General features: G+C 72.4%; 21 protein-coding genes and 1 pseudogene. 14 read left to right on the top strand and 8 right to left on the bottom strand.

Annotated elements, in window-relative coordinates; translation table 11 throughout:
* Positions 1-39 precede the first annotated feature (39 nt).
* Entirely contained in the window at positions 40-681 is a 642-nt protein-coding gene (locus PSQ21_RS20100) for a TetR/AcrR family transcriptional regulator (RefSeq protein ID WP_274032010.1), read from the bottom strand.
* Between the two features lie 479 nt (positions 682-1,160).
* On the opposite strand from PSQ21_RS20100, the gene PSQ21_RS20095 reads away from it, so the two are divergent.
* On the top strand, positions 1,161-2,036 hold the full coding sequence (locus PSQ21_RS20095) for a hypothetical protein (protein ID WP_274032009.1): 876 nt from the start codon (positions 1,161-1,163) through the stop codon (positions 2,034-2,036).
* Complete coding sequence (locus tag PSQ21_RS20090) at positions 2,033-2,908, top strand: hypothetical protein (protein ID WP_274032008.1); 876 nt, start codon at positions 2,033-2,035, stop codon at positions 2,906-2,908. Before PSQ21_RS20095 ends, PSQ21_RS20090 begins: the two co-directional genes overlap by 4 nt.
* 118 nt (positions 2,909-3,026) lie before the next feature.
* Here PSQ21_RS20090 and PSQ21_RS20085 read toward each other — a convergent pair whose 3' ends face one another.
* A complete protein-coding gene (locus tag PSQ21_RS20085) occupies positions 3,027-5,318 on the bottom strand; it encodes a glycoside hydrolase family 3 N-terminal domain-containing protein (protein WP_274032007.1) in 2,292 nt (763 codons plus the stop codon).
* A 158-nt stretch (positions 5,319-5,476) separates the two neighbouring features.
* On the opposite strand from PSQ21_RS20085, the gene PSQ21_RS20080 reads away from it, so the two are divergent.
* The gene (locus PSQ21_RS20080; protein WP_274032006.1) at positions 5,477-6,076 is read left to right on the top strand and encodes a TetR/AcrR family transcriptional regulator; all 600 of its coding nucleotides are present in this window, start codon (positions 5,477-5,479) and stop codon (positions 6,074-6,076) included.
* A 235-nt stretch (positions 6,077-6,311) separates the two neighbouring features.
* On the opposite strand, the gene PSQ21_RS20075 is transcribed toward PSQ21_RS20080, so the two are convergent.
* The 3 genes from PSQ21_RS20075 to PSQ21_RS20065 all read right to left on the bottom strand — a co-directional run bounded on the left by PSQ21_RS20075 (position 6,312) and on the right by PSQ21_RS20065 (position 9,225).
* On the bottom strand, positions 6,312-6,779 hold the full coding sequence (locus PSQ21_RS20075) for a GerMN domain-containing protein (RefSeq protein ID WP_274032005.1): 468 nt from the start codon (positions 6,777-6,779) through the stop codon (positions 6,312-6,314).
* A 53-nt stretch (positions 6,780-6,832) separates the two neighbouring features.
* Complete coding sequence (locus PSQ21_RS20070; RefSeq protein WP_274035857.1) at positions 6,833-8,338, bottom strand: sensor histidine kinase; 1,506 nt, start codon at positions 8,336-8,338, stop codon at positions 6,833-6,835.
* Between the two features lie 170 nt (positions 8,339-8,508).
* Positions 8,509-9,225: a response regulator transcription factor gene (locus tag PSQ21_RS20065; protein WP_274032004.1), complete on the bottom strand. Its 717-nt coding sequence runs from the start codon at positions 9,223-9,225 to the stop codon at positions 8,509-8,511.
* Positions 9,226-9,358: 133 nt separating this feature from the next.
* On the opposite strand from PSQ21_RS20065, the gene PSQ21_RS20060 reads away from it, so the two are divergent.
* Genes PSQ21_RS20060 through PSQ21_RS20045 form a run of 4 tightly spaced genes read left to right on the top strand, consistent with a single transcriptional unit; the run spans position 9,359 to position 13,264 of the window.
* Positions 9,359-10,030: a hypothetical protein gene (locus PSQ21_RS20060; RefSeq protein WP_274032003.1), complete on the top strand. Its 672-nt coding sequence runs from the start codon at positions 9,359-9,361 to the stop codon at positions 10,028-10,030.
* Positions 10,027-11,112 carry a peptidoglycan-binding domain-containing protein gene (locus tag PSQ21_RS20055; protein ID WP_274032002.1) on the top strand — a complete coding sequence of 362 codons (1,086 nt, stop codon included), beginning with the start codon at positions 10,027-10,029 and terminating at the stop codon, positions 11,110-11,112. The genes PSQ21_RS20060 and PSQ21_RS20055 overlap by 4 nt, the downstream gene beginning before the upstream one ends.
* Positions 11,109-12,068 (top strand): ABC transporter ATP-binding protein, encoded by a 960-nt coding sequence (locus PSQ21_RS20050; protein WP_274032001.1) that lies wholly within the window; start codon positions 11,109-11,111, stop codon positions 12,066-12,068. The genes PSQ21_RS20055 and PSQ21_RS20050 overlap by 4 nt, the downstream gene beginning before the upstream one ends.
* Positions 12,065-13,264: an ABC transporter permease gene (locus PSQ21_RS20045; RefSeq protein ID WP_274032000.1), complete on the top strand. Its 1,200-nt coding sequence runs from the start codon at positions 12,065-12,067 to the stop codon at positions 13,262-13,264. Before PSQ21_RS20050 ends, PSQ21_RS20045 begins: the two co-directional genes overlap by 4 nt.
* 41 nt (positions 13,265-13,305) lie before the next feature.
* Here the strand turns inward: PSQ21_RS20045 and PSQ21_RS20040 are convergent, their stop codons facing one another.
* Entirely contained in the window at positions 13,306-14,208 is a 903-nt protein-coding gene (locus PSQ21_RS20040) for a CPBP family intramembrane glutamic endopeptidase (protein ID WP_274035856.1), read from the bottom strand.
* Positions 14,209-14,625: 417 nt separating this feature from the next.
* Here PSQ21_RS20040 and PSQ21_RS20035 point away from each other — a divergent pair, with 417 nt between their 5' ends.
* Positions 14,626-15,411, top strand: coding sequence for an SAM-dependent methyltransferase (locus PSQ21_RS20035; protein ID WP_274031999.1), 786 nt, complete (start codon positions 14,626-14,628; stop codon positions 15,409-15,411).
* Between the two features lie 109 nt (positions 15,412-15,520).
* Here PSQ21_RS20035 and PSQ21_RS20030 read toward each other — a convergent pair whose 3' ends face one another.
* Positions 15,521-15,832 carry a hypothetical protein gene (locus tag PSQ21_RS20030; RefSeq protein WP_274031998.1) on the bottom strand — a complete coding sequence of 104 codons (312 nt, stop codon included), beginning with the start codon at positions 15,830-15,832 and terminating at the stop codon, positions 15,521-15,523.
* A 273-nt stretch (positions 15,833-16,105) separates the two neighbouring features.
* Here PSQ21_RS20030 and PSQ21_RS20025 point away from each other — a divergent pair.
* From PSQ21_RS20025 to PSQ21_RS20010, 4 genes and pseudogenes are all read left to right on the top strand, one after another.
* Positions 16,106-16,240 (top strand): annotated as a pseudogene (locus PSQ21_RS20025) (type II toxin-antitoxin system Phd/YefM family antitoxin); the annotation flags it as partial.
* Positions 16,241-16,242: 2 nt separating this feature from the next.
* Positions 16,243-16,413 (top strand): type II toxin-antitoxin system RelE family toxin, encoded by a 171-nt coding sequence (locus PSQ21_RS20020; protein ID WP_274031997.1) that lies wholly within the window; start codon positions 16,243-16,245, stop codon positions 16,411-16,413.
* Between the two features lie 200 nt (positions 16,414-16,613).
* Positions 16,614-17,393, top strand: a complete 780-nt coding sequence (locus PSQ21_RS20015; protein WP_274035854.1) for a hypothetical protein — start codon at positions 16,614-16,616, stop codon at positions 17,391-17,393.
* A 197-nt stretch (positions 17,394-17,590) separates the two neighbouring features.
* Positions 17,591-18,289, top strand: a complete 699-nt coding sequence (locus PSQ21_RS20010) for a GmrSD restriction endonuclease domain-containing protein (RefSeq protein ID WP_274031996.1) — start codon at positions 17,591-17,593, stop codon at positions 18,287-18,289.
* Between the two features lie 29 nt (positions 18,290-18,318).
* Here PSQ21_RS20010 and PSQ21_RS20005 read toward each other — a convergent pair whose 3' ends face one another.
* Positions 18,319-18,744 (bottom strand): hypothetical protein, encoded by a 426-nt coding sequence (locus PSQ21_RS20005; protein WP_274031995.1) that lies wholly within the window; start codon positions 18,742-18,744, stop codon positions 18,319-18,321.
* An 82-nt stretch (positions 18,745-18,826) separates the two neighbouring features.
* On the opposite strand from PSQ21_RS20005, the gene PSQ21_RS20000 reads away from it, so the two are divergent.
* Together PSQ21_RS20000 and PSQ21_RS19995 are read left to right on the top strand one after the other, a co-directional pair.
* Complete coding sequence (locus PSQ21_RS20000) at positions 18,827-19,645, top strand: helix-turn-helix domain-containing protein (RefSeq protein WP_274031994.1); 819 nt, start codon at positions 18,827-18,829, stop codon at positions 19,643-19,645.
* On the top strand, positions 19,642-19,881 hold the full coding sequence (locus PSQ21_RS19995; protein ID WP_274031993.1) for a DUF397 domain-containing protein: 240 nt from the start codon (positions 19,642-19,644) through the stop codon (positions 19,879-19,881). Before PSQ21_RS20000 ends, PSQ21_RS19995 begins: the two co-directional genes overlap by 4 nt.
* Positions 19,882-19,907 lie beyond the last annotated feature (26 nt).

The following is a 19,907-nucleotide window of genomic DNA, read 5'->3' as shown; positions in this document are numbered from 1 at the left end:
CAGGCCCCTCGCCCGCAGCCACCCCACCCCGCAGCCACCTCACCCGCTCCGCCGCGACCCCAGCATCGACAGCGCCAGCTCCGTCAGTTCCCCCGAGACCTCCTCCGGGCGGGCCCGGCGGCTGCGGCGGGTGTGGTGGGCCATCAGTTCGTGGACCGTGCCGACCATCACCATCACGTCGACCCGGTGGTCCCGGTCCTCCGCCTCGCCGCGCTCCACCGCCCGTTCGGCCTCCCCGGTCAGGAACTCCGTCCAGAGGGCCCGCCAGAGCTTGCAGTGCTCGTCCACCACGGCGCTCACACCCAGCACCTCGACGAACGTCACCCTGGCCTCGCGCGGGTCGCTGGTGACGGCCTCCACGTACGCGTCGAAGAGCAGTCTGACCCGCTCCGCGATCGAGCGCTTCTCGATGCCATCGGCCTGCAGGGCGCGCTCCGCCGCCCGCAGTCCGGTCGTCGTGACCCGGTTGTGGAGGGCGATGAGCAGTCCCTCCCGGGAGCCGTACTCCTGACGCAGCACCTCCACCGGCACGCCGGCCGCCGCGCACACGTCATGCTCGGCGGTGGCCCGGTACCCGTTGATGCCGTACAACTCTCTGGCAGCTTCCAGAAGTTGTTCCCGCGCCTGCGTGCGCGCGGCATCCCCGGGCCCGGTCCGCTGAACCGTCCAGCTCTCAGCCACCGGTCCTCCTTGAGCGCAAGGTGCGGGAGAGGGGCCTGCGCGCCTCTGCACGAACCGCCGCCCCATTGTGCTCGCCCGACCACCGTCCGGACGGCCTCGCCACACCCATACGGGGGAATACCCGCACGCGGAAACGCTTCTTCTTTACGCGCCCCGGGCGCGCCCCAAACTCACCCGGTACTCGCTCGCACTCGCCCGCCCCCATCCGCCCTCGTCCGCCCTCTCCCACGACAGCACGCCGGTGCATCGCCCGTACGTCGCCGAAGGCACCGCCGGGGCCGCACCGGTGCCGCACCGAGGCCGCACCGGTGCCGCACCGAGGCCGCACCGAGGCCGCACCGAGGCCGCACCGGGGCGCCGCCGCAGGCACCGCGAACCCTGCCTTGAACGCGTTCAAACGGCTCTGACACGATGGCCGCAGCTGCCGCCCCGCCGAGGGCGTGCCGCGTACATCACCGTGCGCGAGGGGGGACTGAACGGTGGAGAGAAAACGGCCGTACGGGCTGTCGCTGCTGCTCTCGACGGCGATCCTGCTGGTGGAGGCGGTGCTCGCACTCGTCGTGTCCGTCCTCCACGGCCTGACGCAGCAGTCCTGGGCCATGACCCCGACCGGCGGCTCCCCGCTGTCCGTGGTGCTGCTGCCCTTCCTCGCGCTGTTCGCGGCCACGGCGGCCGCCGCGTTGTCGGTGGCCGTCGTCCTCCCCACCGCGTCCCTGAGCGACGTGCTGGGACGCCGGTTCGGCGGACGCGAGGCGTGGTGGTGGGTCCCACCGGTGGCGGCGGCCGTCTCCCTCCTGCTCGTGGGTGCGACCACCGTTGTGGCCGGCGGCACGGGCTCCGCCGGCTTCGCCCGGGGATGGCTGCTGACCACGGTCGCGCTCGCCGTTCCGGCGCTGGTCTGCCGCTCGCGCCGGAAGCGGGTCTTCGGCCCGGTGGCGCTGTGGGGTCTGGCGGCCGTGGTCCTCACCGGTGTGCTCGGCGGCGTCGCGTTCGGCACGGGCGTCCTGACGATGTACCGTCCGCCGGACGTCGCCCGCGCCGAGCTGGTGGGGACCTGGTCCGACGGGAAAGGCGGAACGCTGACCCTCACGGCCGAGGGCCGGGCCACGGTCTCCGGCCTCGACCGCACCTCCGGCGAACGAGGTGAGGCCTGCGTGGGGCGCGGCACCTGGGGATACGGCACGGGAACGGACCGTCATGCCCGGGGTGTCGGCGTGGACGTGCCCAGCTGCGGCCGGACGCTCTGGGACGTCGGCGGCACGGAGGACCGGCCCACACTCCACCGGATCGTCGTGCGGTCCGTCGAACCGGACGAAGTGGACCGGTACGAGCTGACCAGGAGGACGCCTCGGTGAAGAAGAAGCGGCTCTACGGGCTGTCACTGCTCCTCTCGATCCTGACCCTGCACATCGAAGCGGGCATCGCCCTCATCGTGGCCGTCGTGTACGGCTTCACGCAGGAGTCGCCGAACGCCGGCGGCGGCGGTTCGGTGCTGTTCGTCCTGTTCCTGCCCGTCCTCGCCGTGTTCGGGCTCGCGGTCGCGGGCGCGCTGTCCGTGCTCCTCGTCTCCCCGACCGCCTGGCTGGGCGGCGTGCTGGGACGCCGGTTCGGCGGGCGGGAGGCGTGGTGGTGGGTTCCGGCGGTGGCGGCGGCCGTCTCCCTCGTGCTGGTCGTCGCCCTGTCCGGCGGTGCGGGGCCCGTCGGCATCGCGGTGGCCTGGCTGCTGACCACGGCAGGGCTCACCGTTCCGGCCCTGCTCTGGCGGTCGCGCCGGGAGCGGATCTTCGGGCCGGTGATGCTGTGGGGGCTGGCCGCCGTGGTCCTCACGGCCGTTCTCGGAGGCGTCGGTCTGGCGACGGGGCTGATCCCGGAGTACCGCCCTCCCGCACTCGCCTCGGCGGACATCGTCGGACGCTGGTCCGACGGGCGCGACGGAACCCTCACCTTCACGGCGGACGGGCGGGTCACCGCAGCGGGAATCGACGTCGACTACGACGACGACGGCGACGGCGACGGCGAACGCGACGCGTGTACGGGGCAGGGCACCTGGACGTACGAACCCGGCGGGAGCACGTGGTCGCAGGAGGTGGACGTCACCGTCGACGCGTGCACGTTCGACTACTGGAACGTCGGCGGCACGGAGAGCAGGCCCGTCCTCTACCAGTACATCGGCGACCCGGACTCCGGGGACCTGTACGAGCTGACGAGGGCCCCCGGCGGTTCGTGACGGGCGCGCCGGGGCCGGGGGCCGAGGGCCGGGGGCCGGGGGCCGTCGGGGAGCGTGAAGCCACCCCGCCGCCACCCCGCCGTCCCCTCGGTGCCCACGGCCGGCCACGGCCCCGGTCTCACCCCTTGACCGTGAACTCCCCCCGCAGCAGCGCCTCGTCGCGGGACGACGGGCCCACCAGCAGCTCGAAGCGGCCCGGCTCCACGACGCGGCGGCCCTCCGCGTCCACGAGCGTGCAGTCGGACGCCGGGAGTCCGAAGAGGATCTCGTGCGACTCCCCGGGGGCCAGCGCCACCTGCCGGTAGGCCTTCAGCTCCTTCTCCGCCCAGGTCACCGACGTCACCGTGTCGCTCACGTACACCTGCGCCGTCTCCAGCGCGGGCCGCGTCCCCGTGTTCGTCACCGTGACCCGTGCCCGTACGGTCTCCGACGCGTCGACCACCGGCGTCAGCACCTCCAGGCCCGTGTAGTCGACCGTCGTATAGCTCAGCCCCTCGCCGAACGCGAACGCCGGGCGCTGGGTGAGGTCCGCGTAGCGCGAACCGTGCTGGCCGCGCACCTGGTTGTAGTAGGTCGGCTGCTGGCCCGCGTGCCGGGCGAAGGACAGCGGCAGCCGGCCGGTGGGCTCGACCAGGCCGAGCAGCAGCTCGGCGACCGCCCGGCCGCCGAGCATCCCCGGGTTGGCCGCGTACACGATCGCCGCCGCGCCGAGCGCGGAGGGCGGCAGCACCAGCGGCTTGGAGCTGATCACCACGACGACCAGCGGCTTGCCCGTCGCCGCCAGTGCGTCCAGCAACGCCACCTGGTCGCCGACGAGTTCGAGCGTGGCGGTGGACTTGCCCTCGCCGATCAGCTCGATCCGGTCGCCGACGACGGCGACCACGTGGTCGGCGGCCTCGGCGGCGGCGACGGCTTCCGCGACCAGCGAGGCGTCGGGGGCCGCCGGAACGACGACCTCCGGGCGGGGCTGCCCGTCCGGGAAGAAGGCGCCGTCCGGGTCGGGGCCCACGTCGAGGATCCGTGCTCCGGGCGCGTACGTGACCGTCCAGTCGGCGGGCACGTGGTCGCGGAAGCCGTCGAGGACGGTACGGATCATGGTGCGCGGCTGGCCCTCCGGCAGCCAGTCGGCCTGGCCCGAGGAGCCCGCCCAGTCGCCCAACTGGGTCTGCGCGTCATCCGCGTTGGGGCCGATGACCGCCACCGTACGGGGGTCGCCGGAGGCGAGGGGCCTGCCCCTGCCCTCCTCGTCCGCCTCCAGGCCGCCCGCGAACGGCAGCGTGCCGTCGTTGGCCAGCAGCACGAGCGAGCGGCGGGCCGCCTCCAGGTTCAGCGCGGCGTGCGCCCCGCTGCCGATGACCTCGGCCTGCCGGGCCGCGTCGGGGTGGCGCGGGTTCTCGAACAGGCCCAGCTCGAACTTGAGCGTCAGGACGCGGCGTACGGCGGCGTCGATCTCGGACTCCGTCAACGCGCCCTGGGCCACGGCCTCCTGGGCACCCGCGAAGAAGTTCGACGTGGTCATCACCATGTCGTTGCCCGCGCGGACCGCCGCCGCCGACGCCTGCGCGTAGTCGGCGTAGACCTTCTGCTCCCACACCATGCGGCCGACGTTGTCCCAGTCGGTGACCAGGGTCCCGGTGTAGCCCCACTCACCGCGCAGCACCTCGTTGAGCAGCCAGTCGTTCACGGTGATCGGCACGCCGTCCATCGACTGGTAGCCGAGCATGAACGTGCGGCAGCCCTCCTTGGCGACCCGCTCGAACGGCGGCAGGAACCAGGAGCGCAGCTTGCGCCGCGAGATGTCCGCCTCGCTGGCGTCCCGGCCGCCCTGGGTCTCGGAGTACCCGGCGAAGTGCTTGGCGCAGGCCAGGATCGCGGTCGGGTCGTCGAGGCCGTCGCCCTGGTAGCCGCGCACCATCGCGGAGGCCAGCTCGCCGATCAGGAACGGGTCCTCGCCGAAGGTCTCGCTCACCCGGCCCCACCGCAGGTCCCGCGTGATGCAGAGCACCGGCGAGAACGTCCAGTGCACCCCGGTCGCCGCGACCTCGACCGCCGTCGCCCGCGCGATCCGCTCCACCAGCTCCGGGTCCCAGGTGGCGGCCATCCCCAGCTGCGTCGGGTAGATCGTGGCCCCCTCCCAGAAGGAGTGCCCGTGGATGCAGTCCTCCGCGACGAGCAGCGGGATGCGCAGCCGGGTCCTCGCGGTGAGCGCGGCGGCCTCGCGCACCCGCTCCGGCGAGGCGTGGAGGATCGACCCCGCGTGCAGGTCCTCGACGAGGTGCCGCACCCCCTCCTTGGCGTTGAGCTGGAGCATCTGGCCGACCTTCTCGGGCAGCGTCATGCGCCCCAGGAGATCGGTGACCCGCTCCGCGACGGGCAGCGCGGGGTCGAGGTACGGCGGCTTGGGGCCCACAGGAGTTCCTTTCGCGTACGGCACTCCGCAGTACCGTACGCTCAATCCCGACCGCTTGGTAAGTATTGAGGGCTCCGGGATGTCGGCCCTGTGAGAATCTGGGCCGGAGCGGCGGTACGAGAGAGGTGTCCGATTCCGATGACAGCGGGTGATGGCGCGTGACTTCCGGGGCGGGGCGCGGCTACGCGAAGGGCCGGGCCAAGCGGACCGAGATCCTCGACCAGGCGATGGCCCTGTTCGGCGAGGCCGGCTACCGGGGCGCGTCGCTCCGGGTGATCGCCACCCGCTGCGGCATCTCCCACCCGGGCCTTCTGCACCACTTCCCGACGAAGGAGGCCCTGCTCCTCGCCGTGCTCCAGCACCGGGACGACGTGGACGACGCGTGGCTGGCCCTGGGCCTGACCCGGGGCGTCGACCATCTGCGCCGGCTGATCGACCTCGCCGAGCTGAACGCGAAGCGGCGCGGGATCGTCGAGCTGTTCTCGGTGGTCGCGGCGGAGGCCACGTCCCCCGACCATCCGGCGCACGCGTACTTCGAGGCCCGCTACCGCACCTCGGTCGCCAACACCGAGCTGGCCTACCGCCAGGCCCGGGAGGCGGGCGAACTCCGGGACGACATCGATCCGTCGGCCGCGGCCCAGCAGCTCATCGCGCTGATGGACGGCCTGCAGATCCAGTGGCTGATCAGCGACTGCGCCACGGACATGGCGGGGGTACTGCGGGCCCACGTCCAGGCCCAGGTGACGGTGCGGTTCTGACGGCCGAGGCGCACGCGCTGCCGACGCAGTCCGGCGCACCCATGGCCGGGCGGCCGGGCGGCCAAGCACAGGTCCCCGTACGGTCCCGGCGGTCCCGGCCGTCTTAGCGGTCCCGGCTGGTCCCGGCGCACCCACGGCCGGGCGGCCGGGCGCAGGTTCCGTACGGCCCCGGCGCACCCACTGCTGAGGCAGCCCGCCGCACCCACGGGCCGGTCCGGGCGGGCCGGTGCGTCCCTCAGCCGTCGAGGTACTCCGCGCACCGCAGCGGCCCCAGCACCGGCCCCTCCCCCGGGCGGATCGTCACCTCCACGTCGTCCGCCCGGATCTCCGCCTCACGCACGGACTGGAAGCTGGCGAGCGTGCAGACCAGTTGCCCCGTCACCTGGTCCCGCGCCTCCGCCCAGTACGGGCCCTCCAGCTCCACCGTGACGCGGTCTCCGCCGCCGGTCACGGTGTAGCCGCCGGGGGCGTGGAGCAGCGTCGTCAGCCCCTCGCGCCGCTCGGCGGCCGTCGGCCCCTCGGCGAGCAGCTTCATCGCCGCGTCGAGGCCGCCGACCTCCCGGTCGAGCAGGGGCACGGCCCGCAGCCCGGCGTCGGACGCGAAGTACAGCCGCATCCCGCGCGTCAGCCCGGACGCGGGTTCGCCCGCCTCGACCACCCCGGTCGGCTGGACCCCGCACCCGACGAGCGCGGCCCCCAGCACCGTGAGGACGATCCCCCGCCGGCGCCTCCTCCGTACCCCTCCCCGCGAGCGCCTCACCCGTCCCCCTCCTCCTCCAGGTGCCGCAGGGGCAGCCGCAGTGTGAACACCGCGCCGCCCTGCGGGCGTTGGCCCACCTCGATGGTGCCGCCGTGCAGCCGGGCGTTCTCCAGCGCGATGGCCATACCGAGGCCACTGCCCTGCCCGAAGCCGTCCTGCCCGAAGCCGTCCTGCCCGAGGCTTCCGTCCTCCCCCGGGCCGCCACCGCCCTGGTCTCCACCCCCGGTCGTGCTGCGCGTGCGCGCCGCGTCCGCCTTGTAGAACCGGTCGAAGACCCGCTCCCGGGCCTCCGGCGGCAGCCCCGGGCCGCCGTCGGCGACCTCCAGCGTCACCCGGTCACCGCCGGGCGCCGCCAGGGTGACCGTGACCGGCGGCGCCCCGTGCCGCAGCGCGTTGCCCACCAGGTTCGCCACGATGACGTCGACGCGCCGCCGGTCGACCACGGCCCGTACGTCCTCGCGGAGTTCGAGGGTCACCCGGTCCGTCCACCCGCGCAGCGCCAGCGACGCCCGTACGGTGTCGGCGAGGTCCGTCACGGACGCGTTGAGCCGGACCGCGCCGGCGTCGAAGCGGGAGATCTCCATCAGGTCCTCCACCAGCCGGGACAGCCGGGCCGTCTCCGCGCCGACGGTACGGGCCGCGTGGGCGGCGTCCGGCGGCAACTGGTCGGCGTCCTCCTCCAGGACCGTCGCCACCATCGTCATCGCCGCCAGCGGCGTGCGCAGTTCGTGCGACACGTCCGCCACGAACCGCCGCGCCTTCGCCTCCTGCGCCCGCAACTCCGCGTCGGACGCCTGGAGTGCGTCGGCTGTCTCGTTGAACGTCCTGGCCAGTTCGGCCAGTTCGTCGTGGCCGCGCACCGCGACCCGGCTGCCGAGGTCCCCGGCGGCGAGTTCACGGGTGGCCCGCCCCAGCTTCCGTACCGGCCGCAGGACCGTTCCGGCGGCCAGCAGCGCCAGCAGCGCTGCCAGCACCACCACGGGCACGGTTCCCGTCCGTACGGAGTCCAGCAGGGCGGCCGTGTCGTCGCGCTCGGCCCGCAGGTCGGTGATCACGAAGACCTCCAGGCCCGAGGTGCGCCGGTCCCCGTCGGCGTACGTCACGGGTGTGCCGACGACCAGATACGGATCGCCCCGCCACTGGACCCGCTGGAACCGGGCCCCGTCACCGGCCCGGACGGCGGCCCGCAGCTCGGGGGTGATCCGGCCCTCGGTGTCGGCGTACGCGTCCGAGACCGCCGACAGGTCCTGGTGGCGGACGACCACGACGCGCGCGCCCAGGCCCTCGGAGACCTTCGCCGCGAACCGGGACAACGACTGCTGGTCCGGCGGCAGATCGAGCCCGGGGGCGACGGCGGCGACCCGCTCCCGGAGGTCGTTCACGGCGGTGTTCTGGGTGCGCTGGAGGACGGCGGTGCGGGCGTCCCGGTAGGCGAGGGCGGTCGCGGTCACCGCGCTGACCAGGGCGACGAGGACGAAGGTGACCACGAGCCTGACCCGCAGCCCGCCGACGAGCCGCCGCGAGCCGCGCCCGAGCAGCTGCCGGACGGAACGCCCGGACGGCCACCGGAGGACGGGCCGGGGCCGCCCCCCGGGCTCGGGCCGGGGGGCGGCCACGGGTCCGGGCTCGTGCCGGGGCCCGGGCTGGGGCTCGGACCGGTGGGCGGAGCGGCTCACAGCGGCCCGAAGCGGTAGCCGAACCCCCGCACGGTCTGTACGTACCGGGGCCTGGCCGGCACGTCCTCGATCTTGGCCCGCAGCCGGCCCACCGCCGCGTCCACCAGCCGGGAGTCGCCCAGGAACGTGTGGTCCCACACCGAGGCGAGGAGCTGCTCCCGGGTGAGGACCCGGCCGGGCGAGGCCGACAGCTCCAGCAGAACCCGCAGTTCGGTGGGCGGGAGGGGGACGGCCGTTCCGTGCTTGGTCACGGTCAGCCCGGCCCGGTCGATCACCAGGCCGGCGTGATCGGTGCGGTCGGCGTCGAGGGCCTGTGCGCCGGGCCCCTGCCGGGGATACGGTTCCGCGCGGCGCAGGGCGGCCCGGATGCGGGCCTCCAGGACGGGTGCGGTGACCGGCTTGACCACGTAGTCGTCGGCCCCCGCCTCCAGGCCGGTCACGATGTCCCGGTCGTCGCCGCGCGCGGTCAGCATGATGACGGGGAGCGTCGCCGTACGGGCCCGGATGCGGCGGCACACCTCGAAGCCGTCCATGCCGGGCAGCATCAGGTCCAGCACGGCCAGTTCGACCCGCGCGCCCCGCTCCCCGGCCAGCAGCGCGAGGGCCTGCTCGCCCGTGGCGGCCGTCTCCACGCCGTACCCGTGCCGGCGCAGCACGAGCTCCATCCCGTCCCGTACGGACGCGTCGTCCTCGATGAGCAGCACATGCGGCATGAGGCCGATTATGCGCACGCCGGGACCGTTCCCGCCTCCTCCCCCGAGGGCGGAAGCCCAGGTCGGAGGCATTGTTACCTTCCCATCACGTGGCCATGGACGGACCGTCATCCTCGGCGGCCAGCGTGAGGCCATGAGCTTCTCCACCACCACCGCCAAGCTCCGCCTGGCCGCCTTCGTGGCCGTGCCCGTACTCGCCCTCACCGTCGCCTGCGGCGGCAGCGACGACGTCACCGGGACCAGGAGCCACGACGCCGTCGCCGACGTACCGTCCCCGAAGGGCGGGTCCTCCGAGGGCGCGAGCACCGCGAACACCCCGAACACCCCGAGCGCTCCGAGCGCTCCGAGCGCGAAGTCCGCCGGGAAGAGCGCCTACTACGACGCCCAGGTCGCGTTCGTCCGGTGCATGCGTGCCAAGGGCGGCTACAAGGACTACCCCGACCCCAAGCTCAGCGGTCACCTCGACTGGGACAAGATCAACCGGATCGGCTCCCAGCCCGGCCGCAACGAGGGCATCAAGGCCGGAAAGAACAACGTCTGCGTGGACGAGCTCCAGGCGGCCATGGCGGTCGAGCCCAAGCGCGACCAGCAGAAGTCCTACGAGTCGATGCTCGCGCACGCCCAGTGCATGCGGGACAACGGCATCAGCCGGTTCACCAACCCGGTGATGTCCGGCGGCAACGCGGTGCCCGGCGGCGACCCGAACCCGGCCTCCCCGGTCTACGACCCCGCGTCACCGGCGTACAAGGAGGCCCGGGAGGCGTGCGCGTCGAAGCTCCTCGACGGCCTGGACGGCATGCAGTGAAGCGCCGTACCTCCTGCGTCGCGCTCGGCGCGGTGGCCGCCGCCGCCGTGGTCGCCGTCGGTCTCTCCGGAGGCGTTCCGTTCCTCGGGAAGGGCGACGACGCGAACGCCTCCGGCAGGGGCGGCGGACTGCCGCCCGCCACTGCCACCGTCGTCCGCACCGACCTCGTCCTCTCCAAGACCGTCGACGGCAGGATCGACTTCGCCCAGCGCCGCGCCGTCAAGGCCGCCGTGGAGGGCACGGTCACCGTGGCGGCCGTCGAGGGGAAGACCGTGACGCGGGGGCAGCCCCTGTACGAGCTGAACGACAAGCCGGTCACGCTCCTCTACGGGCCGGTCCCGGCGTTCCGCGAGATGAAGACGGGCGACCGGGGCAGCGATGTCCTCCAACTGGAGCGCAATCTGCGGGACTTGGGTTACGGGGCCGGGCTGTACGTCGACACGGAGTACGGCAGGGACACCGAGGCCGCCGTCAAGCGGTGGCAGAAGCACCTCAACCGGGAGACCACCGGCAGGGTCGGCCGGGGCGACGTCGTCTTCCAGCCCGGCGAGGTCAAGGTGGTCTCCGCCGACGCGGCCCTCGCCGACCAGGTCGGGCCGGACGGGCCCGTCCTGACGATCGCCTCCACCAAGCCGGTCGTCCGGGCCCGCCTGGACCAGGCCGACGGCGCTCTCACCGCACGCGGCACGAAGGTGGAGGTGGCCCTGCCCAGCGGGAAGACCGTGGCCGGGAAGGTCGCCGGGACGGTACGCCCCGAGGAGGGCGGCACCGAGGCCGAGACCCAGGAGGGCATCACCGTCGAGGTCGTCCTCGCCGGAGGCCCCGGCGCGGCCTCCGGCGAGGACGCCGAGGCGGTGGCGAGCGTGACGTTCATCAGCGAGGCCCGCGAGGGGGTTCTCGCGGTGCCGGTCGAGGCGGTGGTGGCGCTGCGCGGCGAGAACGGCGGGTACGGGCTCCAGATCGTCCGGGGCACGACCTCCAGGATGGTCCGGGTGGAGACGGGCATGACGGCCGACGGGCAGATCGAGGTCAGCGGCGCGGAACTGCGCGAGGGCATGAAGGTGGGGGTGGCGAAGCCATGACCCCGCCCTCCCGGACCCCCGAGAACCGCCGGACCCCCGAGAACCGCCGGGCCCCCGACCCGGCCCCCGCACCGGCTCCCGACCCGGGCCCCGCACCGGCCCCCAGCCTGCCCCCCGGCCCGGCCCCCGTCGTCGAACTCCGGGACGCCACGAAGTCCTACCCCGGCGGTGTTCACGCCCTGCGCGCCGTGAACCTCACGGTCCACGAGGGCGAACTCCTCGCGGTGGTCGGCCCGTCCGGCTCCGGGAAGTCCACGATGCTCAACATCATGGGCACCCTGGACCGGCCCACCACGGGTACGGTCCAGGTCGCCGGGTACGACGTGTCCGCGCTCTCCGACGCCCGGCTCTCCGCCCTGCGCGCCCGCCACATCGGCTTCGTGTTCCAGCACTTCCACCTGGCGGCGGGCCGCGACGCGCTGGACAACGTCGCCGACGGGCTGCTGTACACGGGCGTCTCCTCCCGGGAGCGGCGCGACCGGGCGCGCGAGGCGCTGGCCCGCGTACGGCTGGACCACCGGGCCTCGCACACCCCGAACGAGCTGTCCGGCGGCGAGAAGCAGCGCGTGGCCATCGCCCGCGCCCTGGTGGGAGAGGTCCGGCTGCTGCTGGCGGACGAGCCGACCGGGGCGCTGGACACCGCATCGGGCGAGATCGTCATGGAGCTGCTGCACGAGCTGAACGCGTCCGGCACCACGGTGTGCGTGATCACCCACGATCACGGGATCGCGGCCTCGCTGCCGCGCCGGGTCCGCTTCAGGGACGGCGAGATCGTGGCGGACGAACGCTCCTCCGCACCTACACCGGATGGCCCCCGCTCCACCCCACGTACGGAGGCCGGTCCCACGCCACGTACACCGGATGGCCCCCGCTCCACCCCATGTACGGAGGCCGGTCCCACGCCACGTACACCGGACGACCTCCGCTCCACCCCACGTACGGAGGCCGGCGCATGACCCGTACCCACGACCTCAAGCCCGCCCGCCTCTCCCCCCGGGACATCCTGCGCGTCGGCGCGGTCGGCCTGCGGGCGCGCCGGGCCCGGGTGGTGCTCTCGGCGCTCGGGATCGCCATCGGCATCGCGACGATGGTCGCGGTCGTCGGCCTGTCCGAGTCGAGCCGCGCGGACCTGATGTCCCGGCTGGACCGGCTCGGCACCAACCTCCTCACCGTCGAGGCGGCCGAGGACCCGCTCGGGGGCGCGGTCGAACTGCCCAGGAACGCTGTGGCGATGGTCGAGCGGATCGGCCCGGTGCGGCACGCCACGGCCACCGCCGAGGTCGACGCCCGCATCCGCCGCAGCGACGTCGTCCCCGAGGAGCGCACCGCCGGGGTCACCACCCAGGCGGCCCGGACCGATCTGCTCTCCACGCTCGGTGGCGAGGTGGCGCGGGGCACCTGGCTGACCCCGGCCGGCGAGCGCCTGCCCACCACCGTCCTGGGCTCGGTGGCGGCGGACCGCCTCGGCATCACCCGCCCCGGCGAGACGATCATGCTGAACGACACCCGGTTCGTCGTCGTCGGAATCCTCCGGCCCGTCGAGCTGGCCCCGACCCTGGACCGGGTGGCCCTGATCGGATTCCCCGCCGCGACACGCTACTTCGGCTTCGACGGGCGCCCCACCACGATCTTCGAGCGCTCCTCGGACGACTCGGTCGAGGACGTGCGGGCGGTGCTGGCCCGCACGGTCAGCCCCGGCAACGAGGCCGGTGTCCGGGTCTCGCGCCCCTCGGACGCGCTGGCCGCCCGCGCCGCCGCCGACAAGGGGCTGACCACCCTGATGCTCGGGCTGGGCGCGGTGGCCCTCCTGGTCGGCGGGGTGGGCGTCGCCAACACGATGGTCATCTCCGTGCTGGAGCGCCGCCAGGAGATCGGGCTGCGCCGCTCGCTGGGTGCGACGCGCAACGCGATCCGGCTCCAGTTCCTGACCGAGTCGCTGCTCCTGTCCGCGCTGGGCGGCGTCGCGGGCGCGTTGCTGGGTTCGGTGGCCACGTACGGGTTCGCTCGGGCGCAGGGGTGGACGGCGGTGGTCCCGCCCTGGTCCCTGGCGGGCGGCCTGGCCGCGACCCTGCTGATCGGCGTGGTCGCGGGCCTCTACCCGGCGGTCCGCGCCTCCCGCCTGCACCCGACGGTGGCGCTGAACGCGACGTGAGGCGGCCCCCGGCCCCCCCGGCCCCCGGGAGGAAGAGACCGTCAGGGGCTGACCCGCTCGATGCCGCGTCGTCCGGCGATCTTCGCGATGGTCAAGCAGTACAGCGGGGCGAAGACGAGTTCGAGGACGAGGGCCTGCCACGGGGCGTCGGCCGCGGTGCCGCTGTCGTCGAGTACCCCGAAGCCCGCCGCCAAGCCGAACGCCAGCACGTTGTTGGCGACGTGCAGGACGATCACCGCTTCGAGACCGCCGGTACGGATCACCAGCCAGCCCCACCACAGCGCCGAGTAGAGCAGCAGGAGGAAGCCGGAGAGTTCGCCGAACCCGTGGGCCAGGGCGAACAGGAGGGACGCGAGGACGATCGCGGGCCAGGGCGAACGCACGGCCCGCCCGATGACCTGGACCAGCCAGCCCCGGAAGACGTACTCCTCGGCGGCGGCCTGGAACGGGACGAGCGCCAGCACCACGGCCAGGCTCAGCAGGAAGTACGGCCAGCCCGGGAAGCCGGCACCGGACTCCGTGAGCGGTTCCGCGTCCCAGGTCCAGGCGATCAGCAGGCCCATCTGTACGGCCATCAACGGGAAGCCCACGGCCGCGCAGCGGCCCGTCCAGCCCCAGCGCAGCCGCCCCAGGACGGAGGACACGGTCCCGGCCGGGCGCCGGCCGATACCGCGGGCGACCCACAGGACGATGGGTATGCCGATCGCGATGCCGAGGAGTTGTACGGCCAGATCCGCGACCGGGTCCTCGAAGAAGATCTCGCTGTCGGGCGAGGCGGGCCCCGCGTCCAGCACGTGGGCGATGACCGCGCCGACCGCGCTGACGGCCAGTACACCCAGGACGACCAGCAGAAGGGCGAGCAGCAGTTCGCCCAGCCAGCCGAACCGTCCGCCCTGACCGTTGCGCCCCTGCTCGTCGTAGCGGGAGCCCGAGGGCGCACGCACCGGTCCGGTTGCCGGGCGGCTCCACTCCGGGGGCCGGTCCCAGCCCTGCCAGGGCGAGTCGGGCGGGCGGGGCGGTTCGGCGGAGGACGACGGAGCGGACCAGGGATTCGGGGGAGGCGGGGGCGGCGGCATGTCAGAAGGGTGGTTCACACCAGCGATCTTCGGCGCGCACGCCGTACGGGGTCAACGCGGAGGCCCTGCGAGGGCGGAGGCAGGCCGGAGGCGCGGGCGGAGGCGCGGGCGGAGACAGGGACGATGGCGGGCCGGAGGCGGGGGCGGAGGCGCGTGCGTACGGGCGTGACCGCAGGGCCGTCACGGGGGAAGCGCCGTGGCCCGAACACCCTTCCGGTGCACCGGTATTGCTGTGGCAGACTGCGTCGACCGATTGGTCCACATCACGTGCATCAGGAGTCCGGCATGACGGCAGCGACGCCCCACCCTCCGATCGACACCAGCAAGCCCCACTCGGCCCGGGTCTACGACGCGCTGCTCGGCGGCAAGGACAACTACCCGGTGGACCAGCAGGTGGCCGATCTCCTGCCCGCCGAGGCGAAGGTCGGCGCCCGGCAGCAGCGCTCCTTCATGAACCGCGCGACGGCCTGGCTGGCGGGCGAGGGCGTGACGCAGTTCCTCGACATCGGGACGGGCATCCCCACCGCGCCGAACCTGCACCAGACGGCCCAGGAGATCCGGCCCTCCGCCCGGGTCGTCTACTGCGACAACGACCCCATCGTCCTGCGCCACGCGGAAGCCCTGCTGATCAGCCGGCCCGAGGGCGTCACCAACTACGTCCACGCCGACGTCCGCGAGCCCGCGGTCATCCTCGACGCGGCACGCGAGACCCTGGACTTCGACCGCCCGATAGCCCTGTCACTCCTCGGTCTGCTCCACTTCCTCCCTGACGCCGAGGACCCGATCGGCATCGTCCGTACGTTCACGAACGCCATGGCACCCGGCAGTTACGTCGTGCTGTCCCACGGAGCGTCCGACGTGAACGAGGAGGTCGGCCAGCAGAGCGAGGACGAATACAAGAAGGGCGGCATCCAGCTGGCCCTGCGGAGCCGCGAGGAGTTCGCGCGGTTCTTCGAGGGCCTGGAGATCGTCGCCCCCGGCCTGGTGAAGGCCCCGGAGTGGTTCAACGGCACGCCCGCGCCCGCCCAGGAGTTCAGCGGTATCTACGTGGCCGTGGCCCGGGTCCCGTAACCGGGAGCCCTCTCTCCACCGAGCTCAGGTCCTCATCGGCGTCCGCCTGGCCCACTGGGCGTCGGTCAACACGCTCAGTACAACGATGGGCCGCCTGTGCCGCAACGCCTCAGAACCCAGCCATGGACTTGTCGAGCACTCCGCCCAGCGCACCGTAGACGCTGCAGCGAACCGAGTGCTTCGCCCTGCGACGCAGCGCGAACCCCGCGATGAACGACAACACGAAGAGACCGCCGAGGACCGTCGCCACGAGCGGGTTGTAGACGAAGTACACGAAGCACGCGGCTCCGGCCCAGACCACGATCGGCAGGAGCGAGCCCCGCAGCACCGTCCCGAACCTGATCCGTTCCGGTCCCGACGGCAGCACCCGTTCTTGCCACACCTCGATGTGGTTCCTGGTCACACAGTGCTCGGGTCGCATGAAGCCATCACACCACCAACAGCTCGTGTCTAGCGCAGTGATCCGTAAGAAACTGCCTAGTGGTGAAGGCCCTCGGGCAGGTGCTTCTACACCCCCGGGGGCCGCCCTATGCGCTGCGAGAACCCGAGCGTACGGAGCGTGATGACACGACCACCGCCCCGCAGAGAGTTACCTTCCAGCACTCTCCGCTCAACCAAGGGAAACATATGTACATCTGCTACATCTGCTACATCTGCCACATTGGCGTGCATGCGTGAGCCCGTGACCGAATCCATGGCAGAGGTACGCAAGCACCTCGCGGACGTCACCGACCGCGCGCGCCGTGACGAGACGCCCACGATCATCACCCGCCGAGGCAAGAGTGAAGCGGTCCTCGTGGACATCGACGCCTGGCAGACCTCCAGAAAGCGTTGGACACGGGAGACCTCTCGGCGTTCGACGTCAAGCCGCTCCAGGGCCACGAGGCACGATGGCCTCTCCGAGCAGGTGACTACCGGGCCGTCTACACCGTGGAGGGCGGTCGGCTCATCGTCTGGGTACTCGCCGTCGGCCATCGGCGCGAGATCTATCGATCCCTCTGATCTCACCGTTCGCCCCCCCTTGGCCCACCACAGAACCGGAGCGCGGCCGAACCGGGGTGACCAAATCGTTGCAGCCCCGCGCACAACCGCGCACCTCCCTCCCTGGTCTCCTGGTCAGCCGCGAGGAAAACCTCGGGCAGGCGCGCCTGCGCGCGCGGCCCCGGGCGGCTGGGGAGAGGACGGGTTTCGACGTGAAGATCATGAAGCGAGCGACGCGGAGAGCGGTGGTGGCCGGTGCGGCCGCAGCCGTGTTCACCGGAGTGGCGGCCGTGCCGGCCGGGGCGGCGGAGGGCGGAGTCGCCTTCAGCCGGGTCACGGTGAACGGCGGCAAGCCGATCGTGATCGGGGTCAAGAAGGAGGTCGAGCTGTACGTGACCTTCCGGATGACGACCAAACTCAAGCACAAGTCCCACCCGACGGTGTTCCCCTACCGGGGCAAGCTCGGCTCCAGCGAGACGCTGTGGAATTCCATCCTCGTCAACGACTGCGTGGTCGTGAACAAGGCGAAAGGGATCTGCGACTTCGAGGAGTGGCTGACCATCGACCCGAGGCACTACGACTTCGGGAACGAGGACGCCGGCACCTGGAAGACCGCCGCGCAGCTGTACCTCCCCAAGGGCGCCGTGGACATCGACGACGAGAAGCTCCCGTTGCAGGTGAAGCGGGCCACCCGTCTCACGGTCAACGCCTCGCCCGAGCCGGTCGTGAAGGGAAAGACGATCACCGTGACCGGAAAGGTCAGCCGGGCGAACTGGGACACGCACACGTACCAGGGGTACGAGGGCCGCTCGGTGAGCCTTCAGTTCAAGGCGGCCGGCTCCTCCTCGTACAAGACGGTCAAGAAGGCGACGTCGAGCAAGACGGGGACACTGAAGACCACGGTGAAGGCCACCGGCGCGGGGACGTGGCGGTGGACGTACTACGGCAACACGACGGCCGGCCCGAGTTCGTCGTCCGGGGACCGGGTCGCCCTCCGGTAGGCGCGGTCGGCGGGGGGCAATGCGGCCCCGGGGGCGAGGTGACCCGGGGGGCGAGGTGACCCGGCGGGGGGCGAGGTGGCCCGGGGGCGCTGAGCGCGGGCTGCGGAAGCGTTTCTCCGGTGAACTCGCGTGCTCGTAAGGGTGATTGCGGAGGCGTGGGCCGCGCGAAGGCGGGGCGCGGCCGGTAGAACGCGCTGGTGATCAAGAACCTCGCGCGCGGTATCTGCGCGCTCGCCCTCGCCCTCGCCCCCCTTCTCCCGACTTCCGCTACTCAGGCAGCTCCCGCCGCTCAGGCAGCTCCGGCCGCTCCGGTGGCGGAGGTGACGACCCTGGCCGACGCGGTCGGCCTGCTGAAGGTCACCGAGGAGAACCGCACCGGCTACACCGCTTCGGCCTTCCGCCACTGGAACTCGGGGGAGGACACGACGGACGGATGCGACACCCGGGCCGAGGTCCTCCTCGCCGAAGCGGTCGTCGCACCGGCCGTGGGGCCCGGCTGCAAGCTGACCGGCGGCAGGTGGAAGTCCTACTTCGACGGCCAGGAGGTCACCGACGTCGGGTCGCTCGACGTGACCCACATGGTCGCGCCCGCCGAGGCCTGGGATTCCGGCGCCTCCGCGTGGACGGCGACGCGACGGGAGGCCTACGCGAACGACCAGGGAGCGGAAACCTCCCTGGTCGCGGTGACGGCGCGCACCAACCGCCAGAAGGCGGACAAGGACCCGGCGGACTGGATGCCACCGTCCCCGGAGGTCCAGTGCCGGTATACGGGGGAATGGGTGTCGACCAAGCTCCGCTGGCAGCTCACGGCGGACGACCGCGAGCTGGAAGCGCTGAAGGTGTACGCCGAGGGGCCGTGCGAGGACACCGTCGTCCGCTACACACCGGCGGCCTGACGCACCCGAGAACGACGGAATGACCTCGTTCACTCCCGCACGGCGCACCCCGCCCGCAGCCAGGCCATCTCGTGCAGCAACCCACCGTCAACGAAAGGGTCCTGGGCGGTGGGCCGCGACCGCCAGTCCAGCGGCCAGGTGCCGCCGTCGAGCGCCGGAACCCCGACGAACGCGTCCCCCCGCGCGTTCCGGCTCATCGCCTCCACCCCGGGAGGCCACCGGTGCTCGGCAGCGGTGCCGGGCGCGAGCAGGAAGTACATGCTGCGCTCGCCAATGCCGGAGCGGACGATGGGGCCGGCCTGGAAATCGGTGAACTGCATGACCTCGTACGCGATTTCCTCACCGAGCAGCCCGATGGCACGGACGGCGTCGAAGTGGATGCCGACGTGGCGGAGGGCGTGGCCGGCGGCGGGGATCCAGGAGGGCACCGGATCCGGTGAATTCTTCAGTTCCATGCGCTCAGCTTTGCGCCGAACACGTACCGTGACCAGGGTCACAGGCAAGCTGTGAACAGTGGTGTACATCCGAGGTGAGCCCGTGCACTCCAGTGATCAGCCTGAAAGCGCCGCCGAGATGTTCGGCCTGCTGCTCAGGCACTTTCGCGTGCTGGCCGGACTGTCCCAGGAGCAGTTGGGCAAACGGATCGGCTACTCCAAGTCGCAAGTGGCGATGGTGGAACGCGGCGCGCGACCGCCGAAGGGCGTGTTCGTACAGCGGGCGGACGAGGTCCTGGGTGCACAGGGTGCACTGATCGTCGCCGCGCCGAAGCCGCCGAAGAAGCGCAGCCCGCTGCCGGGCTGGTTCACGCCGTTCGCGGAGGAGGAGACGGGAGCCCATGCCCGTCACGAATATGAGACCCACGTGATGCCAGGGCTGCTCCAGACCGAGGCCTACGCGCGAGCCGTGTTCGCCAGCGCCCACCCGACCTACGATGACGATGAAATCGAAGAGAAGGTAGCCGCGCGGCTGGCACGGCAAACATTGCTGGGCCGCAGGCCGCTCCCTGACATCAGCTTCGTACTGGAACTGAGCACGCTCACACGCCCGATTGGCAACCGGCGCATCCTTAAGGCACAGCTGCACCATCTCGCCGAGGTAGCTCGTCTCCGGCACGTGCGAATTCAACTGATGTCACCTGACCGCGAAGACCACGCAGGACTCAACGGCTCCTTCGTTCTCCTGGAGACGGCCGAGCGGAAGCAGTTGGCGTATATCGAAGGTCAGGGCGGCAGCTTCTTCATCACCGAACAGCCAGACCTCGGAAACCTGTTCGGAAGGTACAGCGTTCTGCGTGCCCAGGCATACACTCCGGAGAGGACGCTGGAGACGATCGAGAAGATGGCAGAGGAACTATGAGCACCGACCTCCACTGGTTCAAGTCCAGCTACAGCGGCAGCGAGGGCGGCGACTGCATCGAGGTCGCGCTCACCTGGTCCAAGTCCACCTACAGTGGCGACCAGGGCGGCAACTGCGTCGAGGTCGCCACCTGCCCCCACACCGTCCACGTCCGCGACTCCAAGGACCTCACCGTCCCCGCGCTCGCCGTCTCCCCCGCCTCCTGGACGTCCTTCGTAGACTTCGCCGCCTCCTGAGCGATCCCGGGGCGGTTGTCACCGGG

It is taken from the genome of Streptomyces sp. MMBL 11-1, assembly GCF_028622875.1.
In the GTDB taxonomy this organism is placed as follows: domain Bacteria; phylum Actinomycetota; class Actinomycetes; order Streptomycetales; family Streptomycetaceae; genus Streptomyces.
This window is presented reverse-complemented; position numbering and strand designations above follow the sequence as displayed.